19 protein-coding genes are annotated in these 15,678 nt (G+C 40.7%); 13 read left to right on the top strand and 6 right to left on the bottom strand.

Features of this window, described 5'->3' with window-relative positions; genetic code table 11:
* Nucleotides 1–74 precede the first annotated feature (74 nt).
* From serS to ACWPUA_RS02810, 3 genes are all read right to left on the bottom strand, one after another.
* Nucleotides 75–1,349: a serine--tRNA ligase gene (serS, locus tag ACWPUA_RS02800; protein WP_454378967.1), complete on the bottom strand. Its 1,275-nt coding sequence runs from the start codon at nt 1,347–1,349 to the stop codon at nt 75–77.
* A 213-nt stretch (nt 1,350–1,562) separates the two neighbouring features.
* A complete protein-coding gene (locus tag ACWPUA_RS02805; RefSeq protein WP_004251868.1) occupies nt 1,563–1,934 on the bottom strand; it encodes a DUF956 family protein in 372 nt (123 codons plus the stop codon).
* Nucleotides 1,935–1,936: 2 nt separating this feature from the next.
* Nucleotides 1,937–3,301, bottom strand: a complete 1,365-nt coding sequence (locus ACWPUA_RS02810; RefSeq protein ID WP_006147931.1) for an aspartate kinase — start codon at nt 3,299–3,301, stop codon at nt 1,937–1,939.
* A 253-nt stretch (nt 3,302–3,554) separates the two neighbouring features.
* On the opposite strand from ACWPUA_RS02810, the gene ACWPUA_RS02815 reads away from it, so the two are divergent.
* The 13 genes from ACWPUA_RS02815 (at nt 3,555) to ACWPUA_RS02875 (ending at nt 14,097) form a co-directional block, all read left to right on the top strand.
* On the top strand, nt 3,555–4,340 hold the full coding sequence (locus ACWPUA_RS02815) for an enoyl-CoA hydratase (RefSeq protein WP_454378970.1): 786 nt from the start codon (nt 3,555–3,557) through the stop codon (nt 4,338–4,340).
* Nucleotides 4,341–4,431: 91 nt separating this feature from the next.
* Complete coding sequence (gene fabT, locus ACWPUA_RS02820; protein WP_004251873.1) at nt 4,432–4,866, top strand: fatty acid biosynthesis transcriptional regulator FabT; 435 nt, start codon at nt 4,432–4,434, stop codon at nt 4,864–4,866.
* Nucleotides 4,866–5,840: a beta-ketoacyl-ACP synthase III gene (locus ACWPUA_RS02825; RefSeq protein WP_006151802.1), complete on the top strand. Its 975-nt coding sequence runs from the start codon at nt 4,866–4,868 to the stop codon at nt 5,838–5,840. The genes fabT and ACWPUA_RS02825 overlap by 1 nt, the downstream gene beginning before the upstream one ends.
* 58 nt (nt 5,841–5,898) lie before the next feature.
* Complete coding sequence (locus tag ACWPUA_RS02830; protein ID WP_000257840.1) at nt 5,899–6,123, top strand: acyl carrier protein; 225 nt, start codon at nt 5,899–5,901, stop codon at nt 6,121–6,123.
* 116 nt (nt 6,124–6,239) lie between these two features.
* Nucleotides 6,240–7,214 carry an enoyl-[acyl-carrier-protein] reductase FabK gene (fabK, locus tag ACWPUA_RS02835; RefSeq protein ID WP_004251880.1) on the top strand — a complete coding sequence of 325 codons (975 nt, stop codon included), beginning with the start codon at nt 6,240–6,242 and terminating at the stop codon, nt 7,212–7,214.
* Complete coding sequence (fabD, locus tag ACWPUA_RS02840) at nt 7,207–8,127, top strand: ACP S-malonyltransferase (RefSeq protein WP_454378973.1); 921 nt, start codon at nt 7,207–7,209, stop codon at nt 8,125–8,127. Before fabK ends, fabD begins: the two co-directional genes overlap by 8 nt.
* Nucleotides 8,128–8,159: 32 nt before the next feature.
* A complete protein-coding gene (gene fabG, locus ACWPUA_RS02845; RefSeq protein WP_036756905.1) occupies nt 8,160–8,894 on the top strand; it encodes a 3-oxoacyl-[acyl-carrier-protein] reductase in 735 nt (244 codons plus the stop codon).
* Between the two features lie 22 nt (nt 8,895–8,916).
* Entirely contained in the window at nt 8,917–10,152 is a 1,236-nt protein-coding gene (gene fabF / locus ACWPUA_RS02850; protein WP_223333643.1) for a beta-ketoacyl-ACP synthase II, read from the top strand.
* 2 nt (nt 10,153–10,154) lie between these two features.
* The gene (accB, locus tag ACWPUA_RS02855) at nt 10,155–10,634 is read left to right on the top strand and encodes an acetyl-CoA carboxylase biotin carboxyl carrier protein (RefSeq protein ID WP_223333641.1); all 480 of its coding nucleotides are present in this window, start codon (nt 10,155–10,157) and stop codon (nt 10,632–10,634) included.
* The gene (gene fabZ, locus ACWPUA_RS02860; RefSeq protein WP_000565515.1) at nt 10,631–11,053 is read left to right on the top strand and encodes a 3-hydroxyacyl-ACP dehydratase FabZ; all 423 of its coding nucleotides are present in this window, start codon (nt 10,631–10,633) and stop codon (nt 11,051–11,053) included. The genes accB and fabZ overlap by 4 nt, the downstream gene beginning before the upstream one ends.
* Nucleotides 11,054–11,064: 11 nt before the next feature.
* On the top strand, nt 11,065–12,432 hold the full coding sequence (gene accC, locus ACWPUA_RS02865; RefSeq protein WP_000488670.1) for an acetyl-CoA carboxylase biotin carboxylase subunit: 1,368 nt from the start codon (nt 11,065–11,067) through the stop codon (nt 12,430–12,432).
* Nucleotides 12,433–12,466: 34 nt separating this feature from the next.
* Nucleotides 12,467–13,330 carry an acetyl-CoA carboxylase, carboxyltransferase subunit beta gene (accD, locus tag ACWPUA_RS02870; protein WP_004251892.1) on the top strand — a complete coding sequence of 288 codons (864 nt, stop codon included), beginning with the start codon at nt 12,467–12,469 and terminating at the stop codon, nt 13,328–13,330.
* Nucleotides 13,330–14,097 carry an acetyl-CoA carboxylase carboxyl transferase subunit alpha gene (locus ACWPUA_RS02875; RefSeq protein WP_004251895.1) on the top strand — a complete coding sequence of 256 codons (768 nt, stop codon included), beginning with the start codon at nt 13,330–13,332 and terminating at the stop codon, nt 14,095–14,097. The genes accD and ACWPUA_RS02875 overlap by 1 nt, the downstream gene beginning before the upstream one ends.
* Nucleotides 14,098–14,218: 121 nt before the next feature.
* Here ACWPUA_RS02875 and nusB read toward each other — a convergent pair whose 3' ends face one another.
* Genes nusB through efp form a run of 3 tightly spaced genes read right to left on the bottom strand, consistent with a single transcriptional unit; the run spans nt 14,219 to nt 15,606 of the window.
* Nucleotides 14,219–14,641, bottom strand: a complete 423-nt coding sequence (nusB, locus tag ACWPUA_RS02880; RefSeq protein ID WP_004251901.1) for a transcription antitermination factor NusB — start codon at nt 14,639–14,641, stop codon at nt 14,219–14,221.
* Nucleotides 14,634–15,023, bottom strand: coding sequence for an Asp23/Gls24 family envelope stress response protein (locus ACWPUA_RS02885; RefSeq protein WP_036756919.1), 390 nt, complete (start codon nt 15,021–15,023; stop codon nt 14,634–14,636). Before ACWPUA_RS02885 ends, nusB begins: the two co-directional genes overlap by 8 nt.
* 22 nt (nt 15,024–15,045) lie before the next feature.
* Entirely contained in the window at nt 15,046–15,606 is a 561-nt protein-coding gene (gene efp, locus ACWPUA_RS02890; protein ID WP_004251910.1) for an elongation factor P, read from the bottom strand.
* Between the last annotated feature and the right edge of the window lie 72 nt (nt 15,607–15,678).

Genomic DNA, 15,678 nt, shown 5'->3' on the forward strand with positions numbered 1-15,678 from the left:
CATGATTTCTACCTGTTTCTTTTGAATTACTTAAAAAGAGGGAGCACAGCTTCCTCTTTTTTTATCTGAAAATGTTATGGTTTGATAACTTCAGCTCCACCCATGTATGGACGAAGGATTTCAGGAATAGTAACAGAACCATCTTCGTTTTGATAGTTTTCAAGAATTGCTGCCACTGTACGTCCAACAGCAAGTCCAGAACCGTTCAAGGTGTGGAGAAGTTTAACCTTACCATCGGCTTCATCACGGTAACGAATTTGCGCACGACGTGCTTGGAAATCTTCTGTGTTTGAACAGCTTGAGATTTCACGGTAGGTATTTTGTGCAGGAATCCATACTTCCAAGTCGTAAGTTTTTGCTGCTGAGAAGCCCATATCTCCAGTAGAAAGAGCAACTACACGGTATGGCAAGTTGAGTTTTTGAAGGATGTTTTCAGCGTTGGCTGTCATCTTTTCTAGTTCTTCGTATGATTCTTCAGGTTTAGCAAATTTCACCATTTCTACCTTGTGGAATTGGTGCAAACGAATCAAGCCACGAGTATCGCGACCAGCAGAACCAGCTTCTGAACGGAATGATGGACTCATAGCAGTAAAGTAGATTGGCAAGTCTTTTCCGTCAAGAATTTCATCACGGTAGTAGTTAGTCAAAGGTACTTCAGCTGTAGGAATAAGGACATAGTTTGTGTCTTTCAATTCAAACGTATCTTCCTTGAATTTTGGATATTGGCCAGTACCAAACATAGAATCATGGTTAACCATGTAAGGGGTGATGACTTCAGTATAACCTTCCTTACCATGCTCATCTAGCATAAAGTTGTAGATGGCACGTTCCAAGCGAGCTCCGAGGCCTTTATAGAAGAGGAAACGAGCTCCAGTGACTTTTCCACCACGTTCCCAGTCAAGAATACCAAGATCTTCTCCGAGATCCCAGTGGGCTTTTGGTTCAAAGTCAAACTCACGAGGAGTTCCCCAACGGCGAACTTCTACGTTATCATCTTCGTCTGCCCCAATAGGAACACTGTCAGCTGGGATGTTTGGAAGAGTAGTGGTAAATTCTGTCAATTTAGCATCGATTTCAGCTAATTCTGCATCGAGTGCTTTGACTTCGGCAGATAGGGTTTGCATGGCAGCAATCTTATCATCGGCATTTTCCTTGTTGCGCTTAGCTTGGGCGATTTCAGCAGAAACCGTGTTACGCTCTGCCTTGAGGGTTTCAACCTTGACCAAGATGTCACGACGTTTAGCATCGATTTCTTTCATCTCGTTCAAGATAGCAGCGTCTACACCACGTGTAGCCAATTTTTCTGCGACAGCATCAAAGTCTGTACGAATACGTTTGATATCTAGCATATAAACTCCTTTATGAAAAAAACACACCTGACAAAGCGTTGGAGTGGCAGAGCCACGGTTCCATCCAACTTCACAGGTGTGCACTTGATTCTGTATTTGATTTAAAACAACGGTAGAATTTCACCTATCTCTCCTATCTGCTCGCAGCACCCGCAGACTTTCTGGAAGAAGAGGATAACCTACTTATCCGTTTCTATGATTATACTAAACTTTCTATTTTTTTGCAAATAGATTTTTGATTTTACGACCGATGATTTGGAGTAAGGTTGGAAGCTTCACAACCTTTTCATTTCCGATTTTTTCCCGAGCAATTTTAAGAATTTTTCCGGAGTCTTTTGAGGCAAAGAGGAATTTTCCTTGGTCTGTAAAAACTTCAAAATGACGACTAACCTTACGGCCTGAAACATTGGCTCCGATTTGATTAACGCTAGACCATGGGATTTGAATATAATCCTCAATATTGCGATCCGAGTAAAACTCCAAGGCTTGGTCTCCTACCAGAAATTTTCCAACTTTTCCTTGTATAGAGAGGTAAGAAGTTCCAGTAGTTTGTAAGTCAACGACTTTATTGAGAGATTGTGCCATGTTTAGTCTTCCTTACTTTCGCCGAAAAATGCTTGGTAGAGAGCCTTAAGAGCCGCTTTTTCTTGGTCTTTGTGGACAACGAACATGATAGAAACTTCACTAGAACCTTGTGACATCATTTGAATGTTGATATTGTTTTCAGATAAGGCACGAGTGGCTGTAGCAGTTACCCCGATATGGCGCTTCATTTTTTCGCCAACAATCATGATAATAGAGAGATCGTGTTCGATTTCAGCGTGGTCGACCTCTGCTTTTTGAACAAGTTGACGGAGGATTTCTTCCTCTTTGATTGGTGTAAGCTCGCGCTCACGAAGGATGATAGAAAGGTCATCGATACCTGTAGGCATGTGTTCCCAACCAATATTCAGGTCTTCTAGAATTTGAAGTACTTTACGACCAAAACCAACTTCGCGGTTCATGAGGTACTTAGACATATTGATGCTGACAAAACCAGAATCACCAGCAATCCCCACTACTGGGAATTCATCACTGCTGTGTTTCAGAACGATGCGAGTACCTGGATGGTCAGGATTATTGGTATTTTTGATAACAAGAGGGATTTTTCCGCGGTAGGCTGGAAGGAGTGCTTCGTCATGTAGTACAGAGAAACCTGCATAGGCTAACTCTCGCATTTCACGGTAGGTCAATTCAGGGATTGAGTGTGGCTTGTGAATGATACCAGGGTGGGCAGCAAAAATTCCGTCAACATCAGTAAAGTTTTCATAAAGGTCAGCTTTAACTCCAGCTGCGATAATTGAACCAGTGATATCAGATCCACCACGTGAGAAGGTACAGATTTGATCTTCCTTGGTCACGCCAAAGAATCCTGGGATAACTAGAACTTCTGTACCATTATTGAGCTCTTCGATTTTATCATAACTTGAAGGAATGATGCGAGCATTTCCAGGTTCGCTTGTAACAACAATACCAGCCTCTCGTGGATGAACATAGCGAGCTTCTAATCCATTTTGGTTAAAGTAAGCTGCAATGAGTTTAGCGTTGTTATTTTCTCCTGCAGCAAGGAAGGTATCGTAAAGAAATTCATTGTTTTCAATTGGAAGGGTAGCGAGAGTTCGGATACTTTTTGAGATTCGTTCTAAAACAGCTGGTTTAAGTCCTAGTTCGCTAACCATTGCAGCGTAACGATCGATAATCCAATTTTGACTAGCACTGATATCATTTCCTGCTACATAATCACGATAATATTTAATCAAAGCATCCGTAACCTTGGTATCTTTAGCATCGCGCTTTCCTGGTGCAGACACAACTACAAAACGACGTTCAGGGTCACTTTTTACAATGTTTAAAACCTTTTTCAATTGGCTTGCAGAGGCGAGTGAACTTCCTCCAAATTTTACAACCTTCATAAAAACTCCTCAGTTTGTATTTTATACGATTATAGCAGAAAGAAGGGCTTTTTTCAATCTGCAATAGGAAAGGCTACATCTTATTAGAGGTCTGGACATGATTAGCTTAACTTAGTTATTTTTAGTATAGAAAATACCCTTAAAAAATCGGCTGATACACTTTTAATCGATTTTTGCTTGTATAACTAAAAAGAAAAAGATATACTTTGAAGATAAAATAATTTAATCAGCTTTTTAAATTAAAGGAGTGGCTATGAATCATATTATCTTTCAAATTCAAGACGATTTAGCGGTGATTACTTTAAATCGTCCCGAGGTGGCAAATGGTTTCCATATTCCTATGTGTGAAGAAATTTTAGAAGCACTGGAATTAGCTGAAAAAGACGATTCTGTTTCATTTATTCTCATCAATGCTGCTGGTAAGGTGTTTTCTGTCGGTGGCGATTTAGTTGAAATGAAACGTGCTGTAGATGAGGATGATATTGATTCCTTAACTCGAATTGCTGAATTGGTCAATACTATTTCTTATAAGATTAAACAGATTCCTAAACCTGTTATCATGGAGGTGGATGGAGCAGTTGCTGGAGCTGCAGCCAATATGGCCTTGGCAGTTGATTTCTGTATCGCATCTGACAAGTCTAAATTTATCCAGGCTTTTGTAGGTGTAGGATTGGCTCCTGACGCGGGTGGATTATTCTTGCTGACAAGATCGCTCGGTGCAACTAGAGCAACTCAATTAGCTATGACTGGAGAAGCTTTCACCGCTGAAAAGGCAATGGAGGCAGGAGCTCTATATCGTCTATGTACTAGTGAACAATTAGAGAAAACTAGAGAACAATTGTTGAAGAAGTTGAGACGTGGTTCTTCAAATTCCTATTCTGCGATTAAGAAACTTGTTTGGGAAAGTGAGTTCAAGCAGTGGCATGAATATGCTCAGCTTGAATTGGAACTACAAAAATCACTATCCTATACGGAAGATTTTAAAGAAGGTGTTCGTGCACATTCTGAAAGAAGACGTCCAAAATTTATCGGGAAATAAAAAATACTTGCACTATTCTTTGAAGTTTGATATACTTTTCTTGTCAAATGTTTTGATTATTAAACTTTTTTTGATAAAGGAGGGAAGAGAAATGGACTACCAACAAGTCAATGATTATTTAACATCAATTTTTAACAACGTCCTAGTGATCGAGGAAGTAAGTTTGCGAGGTAGTCGTTTCAAAGACATCTCTATCAAAGAAATGCACACGATTGATGTTATCGGTAAGTATCCAGAAGTGACTCCGAGTCAAGTTTCCAAAGAGTTGATGGTAACTCTAGGGACTGTGACAACGAGTTTAAACAATTTGGAGAGAAAAGGATACATCGAACGTATCCGTTCAGATCAAGATCGTCGTGTAGTACATCTGCATTTGACAAAGAAAGGTCGTCTCGTTCACCGTCTTCATAAACGTTTCCATAAGGCCATGGTCGAAAGAATTATCGAGGGCATGAGTCCTGAAGAGATTGAAGTTATGGGAAAAGGGTTAACTAATCTTTATCACTTTTTGGAGGATTTGAAGTAATGGCTTTTGCAAAAATAAGCCAGGTCGCTCATTATGCTCCAGAGCAGATTATCACTAACGAAGACTTGGCTCAGGTCATGGATACGAGTGATGAATGGATTTCAAGTCGGACAGGGATTAAAGAACGCCATATTTCTAAGACAGAATCAACAGGAGATTTGGCTACAGAGGTTGCAAAACAACTTCTAGAGAAGGCAGGGATTTCTGCTGAAGAGCTAGATTTCATCATTATAGCGACTATGACACCTGACTCAATGATGCCCTCAACCGCAGCTCGTGTTCAGGCAAAGATTGGCGCTCATAAGGCTTTTGCCTATGATTTAACAGCTGCTTGTAGTGGGTTTGTTTTTGCCCTATCGACTGCAGAAAAGTTCATTTCTTCAGGAACATATCGTAAGGGGTTGGTTATCGGTAGTGAGACCATGTCAAAATCTTTGGATTGGTCTGACCGCTCAACAGCTGTCTTGTTCGGAGATGGAGCTGGTGGTGTACTACTTGAGGCAAGTGACCAAAAACATTTCTTAGCTGAAAGTCTCAATAGCGATGGTTCTCGTGGTGAGTGTCTCACTTATGGACAGACAGGATTGATTTCACCATTTTCGATTCAAGAAGAACCAGATGTTTTCTTGAAAATGGATGGGAGAGCAGTTTTTGACTTTGCAATTCGAGACGTGGCTAAATCTATTAAACAGACCATCGAAAAAAGTCCAATATCAGCAGATGAACTCGATTATCTCTTGCTTCATCAAGCGAATATTCGAATTTTAGATAAGATGGCTAAAAAAATCGGTGTCGATCGTGACAAGCTTCCTGCTAATATGATGAAGTATGGAAATACTAGTGCGGCAAGTATCCCGATTTTACTTTCTGAGTGTGTAGAAGAAGGACTCATCCATTTGGATGGTAGCCAAAAAATTCTCTTGTCAGGTTTCGGTGGAGGTTTGACATGGGGCACACTTATTGTTACAATTTAGGTAATCATGTGGTGATCACATTGTTATAAAAAAACTATTTATTTTAAAGGAGTCTATCATGGCAGTATTTGAAAAAGTACAAGAAATTATCGTTGAAGAACTCGGAAAAGATGCATCAGAAGTAACACTTGAATCTACTTTTGATGATTTGGATGCAGATTCATTGGACTTGTTCCAAGTAATCTCAGAAATTGAAGACGCTTTTGATATCCAAATCGAAGCTGAAGACAACTTGAAAACAGTTGGCGACTTGGTTGCTTACGTTGAAGAGCAAACTAAATAATTAGAATAAATAAAGAAGGAGTAGGGGAGACCCGCTCCCTCTTGTTTAGGTAATAGTTTGACCGTCAAATTATAATAAAGTCGAACTATTACGTAAGCAAGACTTATGGAGGCAATATGAAAACACGTATCACTGAATTATTAAATATTAAATATCCTATCTTCCAAGGTGGAATGGCCTGGGTAGCAGATGGCGATTTGGCTGGAGCTGTTTCAAAAGCTGGTGGTCTCGGAATCATTGGTGGAGGAAACGCACCTAAAGAAGTGGTTAAAGCCAACATCGATAAGATTAAATCTTTAACAGACAAGCCTTTTGGTGTCAATATCATGCTCTTGTCTCCATTTGTTGATGATATTGTTGACCTCGTTATTGAAGAAGGGGTTAAGGTAGTCACAACTGGTGCAGGGAACCCAAGTAAATATATGGAGCGATTTCATGAAGCAGGAATCACCGTTATTCCTGTAGTTCCTAGCGTAGCTTTGGCTAAACGTATGGAAAAAATCGGTGCAGATGCTGTCATTTGTGAAGGTATGGAAGCCGGTGGACACATTGGTAAATTAACAACCATGACCTTGGTCCGTCAAGTTGCGGCGGCTGTTTCAATTCCTGTTATCGCTGCAGGTGGTATCGCAGACGGTGAGGGAGCTGCTGCTGGATTTATGCTTGGTGCGGAAGCTGTGCAAGTAGGAACTCGTTTTGTAGTTGCTAAAGAATCAAATGCTCATCCAAACTACAAAGCTAAGATTTTAAAAGCTCGTGATATTGATACAACTATTTCAGCACAACATTTTGGTCACGCAGTTCGTGCCATCAAAAATCAATTGACTCGTGATTTCGAGCAAGCTGAAAAAGATGCCTTTAAACAAGAAAATCCAGACTTAGAAATCTTTGAACAAATGGGTGCAGGAGCCTTAGCCAAGGCTGTTGTCCATGGTGATGTAGATGGCGGTTCAGTAATGGCCGGCCAGATTGCAGGTTTGGTATCTAAAGAAGAAACAGTTGAAGAAATCTTAAAAGATATCTACTATGGTGCAGCTGAGAAAATTCAAAAAGAAGCCGCTCGTTGGGCAGGAGTTACAAGAAATGACTAAAACAGTCTTTCTATTTGCAGGTCAAGGAGCCCAGTACCTTGGAATGGGACGTGAACTATACGACCAATATGCTATCGTCAAGGAAACAATCGACCAAGCTAGCCAAGTCTTAGGTTATGATCTTCGAGACTTGATTGACAATGATGAAACAAAGCTACATCAGACTCGGTACACACAACCAGCTATTTTGGCTACATCCGTTGCCATTTACCGACTATTAAAGGAGAAAGGTTACCAACCAGATATAGTGGCAGGCCTGTCTCTTGGTGAATATTCTGCCCTTGTAGCTAGTGGCGCCTTGGATTTTGAAGATGCGGTGGCTCTAGTTGCTAAGCGCGGAGCTTATATGGAAGAAGCGGCACCTGCAGGGTCTGGTAAAATGGTAGCCGTACTCAATACTCCAGTTGAAGTTATTGAACAAGCTTGTCAAGAAGCTTCTCAACTTGGTGTTGTGACTCCAGCTAACTACAATACCCCAAGTCAAATTGTTATTGGTGGTGAGGTGGTTGCTGTGGATCGTGCAGTTGAACTCTTGCAAGAAGCAGGAGCAAAACGCTTAATTCCGCTAAATGTTTCTGGACCTTTCCATACAGCTTTATTGGAATCTGCTAGTCAAAAATTAGCTCAAGTCCTAGAAGATGTTGAGTTTAATGACTTTGCTTGTCCCCTTGTTGGTAATACAGAAGCAAAAGTCATGGAAAAAGAACGAATTGCAGAACTCTTGACTCGTCAAGTCAAGGAACCTGTTCGTTTCTATGAAAGCATTGCAGTTATGCAAGAAGCTGGTGTGACACGTTTTATCGAGATCGGTCCTGGGAAAGTCTTGTCAGGATTTGTTAAAAAGATTGATAAAACTGCTCAACTTGCAAATGTGGAAGATCAAGCAAGTTTACAAGCACTCTTAGAAAATTAGATCAGGATGATAGAAGTTCTGAAAGGAGAAAAATGAAACTAGAACAGAAAAATGTCTTTATTACAGGCTCAAGTCGAGGAATTGGTCTTGCCATTGCTCATAAATTTGCCAGCTTGGGAGCCAACGTTGTCTTGAATAGTCGTGGTGAGATCTCCGAGGAGCTTCTAGACGAGTTTAAACCATACGGGGTGAAGGTCCTTGCTATTTCTGGTGATGTTTCTGATTTTACGGATGCAAAACGAATGGTGGATCAAGCCATTGAAGAGCTAGGTTCAGTTGACGTCCTAGTGAATAACGCCGGGATTACTCAAGACACTCTCATGCTGAAGATGACAGAAGAAGATTTTGAGAAGGTCTTGAAAGTCAATCTAACGGGAGCCTTCAACATGACGCAAGCAGTCTTGAAGCAGATGATAAAAGCTCGTGAAGGGGCCATTATCAATATGTCCAGTGTCGTTGGTTTGATGGGAAATATCGGTCAAGCGAACTACGCTGCATCTAAGGCTGGTCTAATTGGATTTACCAAATCAGTAGCACGTGAGGTAGCCAATCGTAATGTGCGTGTCAATGCCATTGCACCAGGAATGATTGAATCAGACATGACTGCAGTCCTATCTGATAAGGTAAAAGATGCCATGTTGGCACAAATTCCGATGAAACAATTTGGTCAAGCTGAGCAAGTGGCAGAGGTCACAGCCTTTCTTGCAAGCCAAGATTATCTAACGGGACAAGTCATTGCAATTGATGGTGGACTTACCATGCAATAAGAGTTAAAATAGAGGTATGAAAATGAAACTAAATCGTGTAGTAGTAACAGGTTATGGATTAACATCTCCAATTGGGAATACGCCAGAAGAATTTTGGAACAGTTTAAAGAATGGAAAGATTGGGATTGGTGAAATCACCAAGTTTGATCACAGTGCTTTTGACGTCCATAATGCAGCAGAGATTAATGATTTTCCTTTTGAAAAATATTTTGTAAAAAAAGATACCAATCGTTTCGATGATTATTCTTTATATGCCTTGTATGCAGCTCAAGAAGCAGTGAACAATGCAAATCTTGACGTAGAAGCGCTTGATAAAGACCGCTTTGGTGTCATCGTTGCATCAGGTATCGGTGGAATCAGAGAAATCGAAGACCAAGTGCTTCGACTTCACGAAAAAGGACCAAAACGTGTTAAACCATTAACACTTCCAAAAGCCTTGCCAAATATGGCTGCAGGAAATGTAGCTATGCGCTTTGGTGCCAATGGTATCTGTAAATCTATCAACACAGCTTGCGCTTCATCAAATGATGCTATCGGAGACGCCTTCCGTTCTATCAAATTTGGTTTCCAAGATATCATGTTAGTTGGTGGATCAGAATCTTCAATTACTCCATTTGCTATCGCTGGTTTCCAAGCCTTAACAGCTCTTTCAACAACAGAGGATCCAACTCGTGCTTCTATTCCATTTGATAAAGACCGTAATGGATTTGTCATGGGTGAAGGATCAGGTATGTTGGTTCTTGAGAGCTTAGAACATGCTGAAAAACGTGGAGCAACTATCCTAGCGGAAGTTGTTGGTTACGGGAACACTTGTGATGCCTACCATATGACTTCACCACATCCAGAAGGCCAAGGGGCTATTAAAGCTATCAAACTTGCCTTGGACGAAGCTGAAATCACACCAGACCAAGTAGCTTATGTCAATGCTCACGGTACATCAACTCCTGCTAATGAAAAGGGAGAAAGTGGTGCTATCGTAGCAGTTCTTGGTAAGGAAGTACCTGTATCTTCAACCAAGTCATTTACAGGCCACTTGCTCGGTGCAGCAGGTGCAGTTGAGGCTATTGCAACAATTGAAGCAATCCGTAACAACTATGTTCCAATGACAGCTGGGACAACAGAAGTGTCAGACTACATTGAAGCAAACGTTATTTATGGACAAGGCTTGGAACATGAAATTCCTTATGCTATCTCAAATACTTTTGGATTTGGTGGACATAACGCAGTTCTTGCTTTCAAACGTTGGGAGAATAAGTAAAAATGAATTTAAATGAAATCAAAGACTTGATGGCACAATTTGACCAGTCGAGCTTGAAAGAATTTTCTTATAAAAATGGAACGGACGAGTTGGTCTTCAGTAAGAATGAAGCGAAACTTGTGGCAGAAACAAGTCCAGCACATCAACCTGTAGTTCCAGCAGCTGTACCGACAGTTGCACCACAAGCTCCAACTACACCAGCTGTAGAAGCAGTTTCAGAATCAAGTGCTAATGAATCTGTAGCTGAGGGGGATCTTGTAGAAAGTCCACTTGTCGGTGTTGCTTACTTGGCTGCCGGACCAGACAAACCTAATTTTGTTTCAGTCGGTGATACTGTTAAAAAAGGCCAAACCTTGGTCATCATTGAAGCTATGAAAGTTATGAATGAAATTCCAGCACCTAAAGACGGTGTCGTAACAGAAATTCTTGTTGAAAATGAAGAAATGGTTGAGTTTGGGAAAGGCTTGGTACGTATCAAATGATTGATATTCAAGGAATTAAAGAAGCTTTGCCACACCGTTATCCCATGCTCTTAGTAGATCGTGTCTTAGAAGTTAGTGAAGATACAATTGTTGCTATTAAAAATGTAACGATTAACGAACCTTTCTTCAATGGTCATTTTCCTCAATACCCAGTTATGCCAGGAGTCCTCATTATGGAAGCCTTGGCTCAGACAGCAGGTGTTTTGGAATTGTCTAAACCTGAAAACAAAGGGAAACTTGTCTTCTATGCTGGTATGGATAAGGTTAAGTTTAAGAAACAAGTTGTTCCTGGTGATCAGCTTGTCATGACAGCAACTTTTGTCAAACGTCGTGGCACAATCGCCGTAGTAGAAGCGAAGGCAGAAGTAGATGGTAAGCTTGCAGCAAGCGGTACTTTGACCTTTGCTATTGGAAACTAGGGAGGTTTTCCATGTTTCGTAAGATTTTAATTGCCAATCGTGGTGAAATTGCTGTTCGTATTATTCGTGCGGCACGAGAGTTAGGAATCGCAACAGTCGCTGTCTATTCGACTGCTGACAAGGAAGCTCTCCACACGCTTTTGGCTGATGAGGCTATCTGTATCGGCCCTGGGAAGGCTACAGAATCTTATCTGAACATCAATGCCATCCTATCAGCTGCGGTCTTGACTGAAGCTGAAGCTATTCACCCTGGATTTGGTTTTTTAAGTGAAAATTCCAAATTTGCAACTATGTGTGAAGAAGTCGGTATCAAATTTATCGGGCCATCAGCTCGAGTAATGGATGTCATGGGAGATAAAATTAACGCCCGTGCTCAAATGATTAAGGCTAATGTGCCTGTCATTCCAGGATCAGATGGAGAAGTCCATACTGCAGAAGAGGCTCTGGCTGTTGCCGAAAAAATTGGTTATCCAGTTATGCTGAAAGCTTCAGCTGGAGGTGGTGGTAAAGGAATTCGTAAGGTTGAAAAGGCAGAAGACCTTGTATCAGCATTTGAAACAGCCTCTAGTGAAGCCAAAGCTAACTTTGGTAATGGAGCTATGTACCTAGAGCGCGTGATTTATCCTGCTCGCCACATTGAGGTACAGATTCTTGCTGACCAGATGGGACATGTGATTCACCTAGGTGAGCGTGACTGTTCGCTTCAGCGGAATAACCAAAAGGTTTTAGAAGAAAGTCCTTCAATTGCCATTGGGAAGACACTGCGTAATGAAATTGGTGCTGCAGCAGTCCGTGCAGCGGAGTCTGTTGGTTATGAAAATGCGGGTACGATTGAATTCCTACTAGATGAAGCAACTGGGAAATTCTACTTTATGGAGATGAATACTCGTGTCCAAGTAGAACATCCAGTAACCGAATTTGTTTCTGGTGTGGATATTGTCAAGGAACAAATCCGTATTGCGTCAGGTCAACCTTTGACTCTTAAGCAAGAGGACATTGTTCTAAAAGGGCATGCTATTGAGTGCCGTATCAACGCAGAAAACCCAGCCTTTAATTTTGCACCGAGCCCAGGTAAGATTACTAATCTTTATCTACCAAGCGGTGGTGTTGGCTTGCGTGTTGATTCTGCAGTTTATCCAGGGTATACCATCCCGCCATACTATGATAGTATGATTGCTAAAATTATTGTTCATGGTGAAAATCGTTTTGATGCACTCATGAAAATGCAAAGAGCTCTTTATGAACTCGAAATTGAAGGGGTTGTCACCAATGCTGATTTTCAACTCGATTTGATTTCCGATCGTCGTGTGATAGCAGGAGACTACGATACTTCATTCTTGATGGAAACTTTCTTACCACACTATCAAGAAAAAGAATAATGTAAAAAGAATATGAGACTGAAAAGGGGGATGTATGGCTCTATTTAGTAAAAAAGATAAATATATACGAATTAATCCCAATCGTTCACTTAGAGAAAAGCCCCAAGCCAAGCCTGAGGTTCCGGACGAACTCTTCTCAAAATGTCCAGGTTGTAAACATACCATTTACCAGAAGGATTTGGGAAGTGACCGTATTTGTCCTCACTGTGGCTATACCTTCCGTATTTCAGCTCAAGAGCGTCTTGCTTTAACCATTGATATGGGAAGCTTCCTAGAGATGTTTACAGGAATTGAGACGCAAGATCCATTGGAATTTCCAGGCTACCAGAAAAAATTGGCCTCTATGCGTGAAAAGACAGGTCTTGATGAGGCTGTTGTTACAGGAACTGCTTTGATTAAGGGCGAAAAAGTTGCTCTCGGAATCATGGATTCTAACTTTATCATGGCATCTATGGGAACAGTAGTTGGTGAAAAAATCACTCGTTTGTTTGAATACGCGACAGCTGAAAAATTACCAGTCGTTTTGTTTACAGCATCTGGTGGAGCACGTATGCAAGAAGGAATCATGAGTTTAATGCAGATGGCCAAAATCTCTGCAGCAGTCAAACGTCATTCCAATGCAGGTCTCTTTTACCTAACAATCCTTACTGATCCAACAACTGGTGGTGTTACAGCTTCCTTTGCTATGGAAGGGGATATTATATTGGCAGAGCCTCAAAGTTTGGTAGGATTTGCTGGACGTCGTGTCATTGAAAATACCGTAAGGGAAGATTTGCCAGAGGATTTCCAGAAAGCAGAGTTTTTGTTAGAACATGGATTTGTGGATGCGATTGTTAAACGGAGAGAATTGCCAGATATGATTGCTCGATTAGTAAGGTTACATAAGGGGGATTGTTGATGAATATTGCAAAAATCGTCAGAGAAGCACGTGAACAAACCCGCTTAACTGCCTTGGACTTCGCAACAGGAATATTTGATGACTTTGTAGAGCTACATGGTGATCGCTCTTTCCGAGATGATGGTGCTGTTATTGGTGGTATCGGTTGGTTGGGAGACCAAGCAGTAACTGTTGTTGGAATTCAAAAAGGTAAAAGCTTACAGGATAATCTTAACCGTAACTTTGGACAACCTCATCCTGAAGGTTATCGAAAAGCCCTTCGCTTGATGAAGCAGGCTGAAAAATTTGGCCGTCCTGTTGTAACCTTTATCAACACGGCTGGTGCCTATCCTGGTGTCGGAGCAGAGGAGCGTGGTCAAGGTGAAGCTATTGCTCGTAACCTTATGGAGATGAGTGATCTTAAGGTGCCAATTATTGCCATTATTATCGGTGAAGGTGGCTCAGGAGGGGCTTTAGCTCTTGCAGTAGCTGACCGTGTTTGGATGTTAGAAAACTCGATCTATGCAGTTCTCAGTCCTGAAGGCTTTGCGTCTATTCTTTGGAAAGATGGCAGTCGTGCCATGGAAGCTGCAGAGTTGATGAAAATTACTTCTTTCGAATTGCTAGATATGAAAATTGTTGATAAGGTTATCTCTGAGGTAGGTCTATCAAGTAAAGATCTAATCAAGCAAGTCAAAGAACAACTCCGAGCAGAACTTGATGAACTTGGTAAACTGCCACTAGAGCAGCTCATTGAGGAACGTTACCAACGCTTTAGAAAATATTAAGAAATATAAAAAAGCTAGAACTAACTATAAGTTCTAGCTTTTTCTTGTTCTCGAAAAGAACCATTCATTTGATTGAAGTGAAATAAAAAAGTGTTTGATATCTGTCAAACACTTTTTATAGTTAATTTTCTTCAGTTACAAATTGACTGAGCAGTCCGTTAATGAAACGGGCTGATTTTTGATCTGAAAAGCTTTTTGCAAGTTCAATAGCTTCATTCACAGCTACGAGTTGAGGAGTATCAAAAGAAGTAATTTCGAAGACTCCTAAACGCAATAAATTCTTTTCAACTAAGGTTAAACGTTCAATCGTCCAACCAGATTTTAAATGCTGAGTGATTTGTTTGTCTAGTTCCTCTTTTTGAGCTTGAACACCAGATACAAGATCGATTAGGAAGCTAGGGAGTTTTACCTCGTCGTCTTCTCGATCATGAGTATAAGCGAAGCGACAAGCAGTTTCAATATCAGAACCATATTCAAGACTCATCAGTGCTTGGAAGGCACATTTTCGTAGTTCGCGTCTAGATTCTAATAATGGACTAGTCATTGAGGAAGTCCTCATCAAACAAATCTGTTAATGCTGGTTTTGGTGTTTTATCTGGTGCAATACCAGCAACGTGAATATTCACAGCATTGAGTTCTACATCAGCCATATTACGAACGGCATCTTTTACAGCTTTTTGAATAGCCATTGCAACCTTAGGAACCTTGACACCATACTCAAGATAGAGATAGATATCAGCTATTAGTTCTTCTTCAGATTCTTTTAGATAGACGCCACGACCGAGTGAAAGTTTTGAAAGGGTGTCAGATACTGATTTATTTGAAAAAGAGTGGACACCATCAACTTTAGCTGTAGCGATTGCAATGATTTTTTCAAGTACACGTGGGGCGATAACGATTTCGCCTAATTGTTCTTCAATTCCCATAGAATGACCTCTTTCTTAGAGATTAGGCACGAGAAACGTAAGTTCCTTCTGCAGTGTTAATAACGAGTTTTTGTCCTGCTTCGATGAAGTCTGGAACGTTAACGACAAGTCCAGTTTCCATTGTAGCTGGTTTACCAGAACCAGTAACAGTAGCACCTTTAATAGATGGTTGAGTTTCAGCAACTGTCAATTCAACAGTTGTAGGTACTGTTACACCGATTACTTCAGTTCCGTAAAATTGAATTTTAACTTCAGAATTTTCAAGGATGTAAAGCAATTCGTTTTCAACATTTACAACAGGAATTTCGTATTGGTCGTAAGTTTCAGTGTTCATGAAATAAGCTGTATCATCCATTTTGTACAAGTATTGTGCTGGCACAGTTTCGATAATCGCTTGTTCAAATTTTTCCTCTGGGCGGTAGCTAGTTTCAAATGTTGAACCAGTACGGACATCACGCAATTTCATACGCATGATAGTGTTTCCTTTACCTGGTTTGTGGTGGCTAGCTTCCAAAACGCGGATTAATTTTCCGTCAGCTGTTTCAAAGGTCATACCAGCCTTTAATTTACTTGCTTCAATCATGTTTTTACCTCTTTAATAAAATAATTTACTCTTTATTGTATCATAAGTCGTAAGATTTCTCAAATATCAGGG

This window comes from Streptococcus sp. Marseille-Q6504 (genome assembly GCF_965111625.1).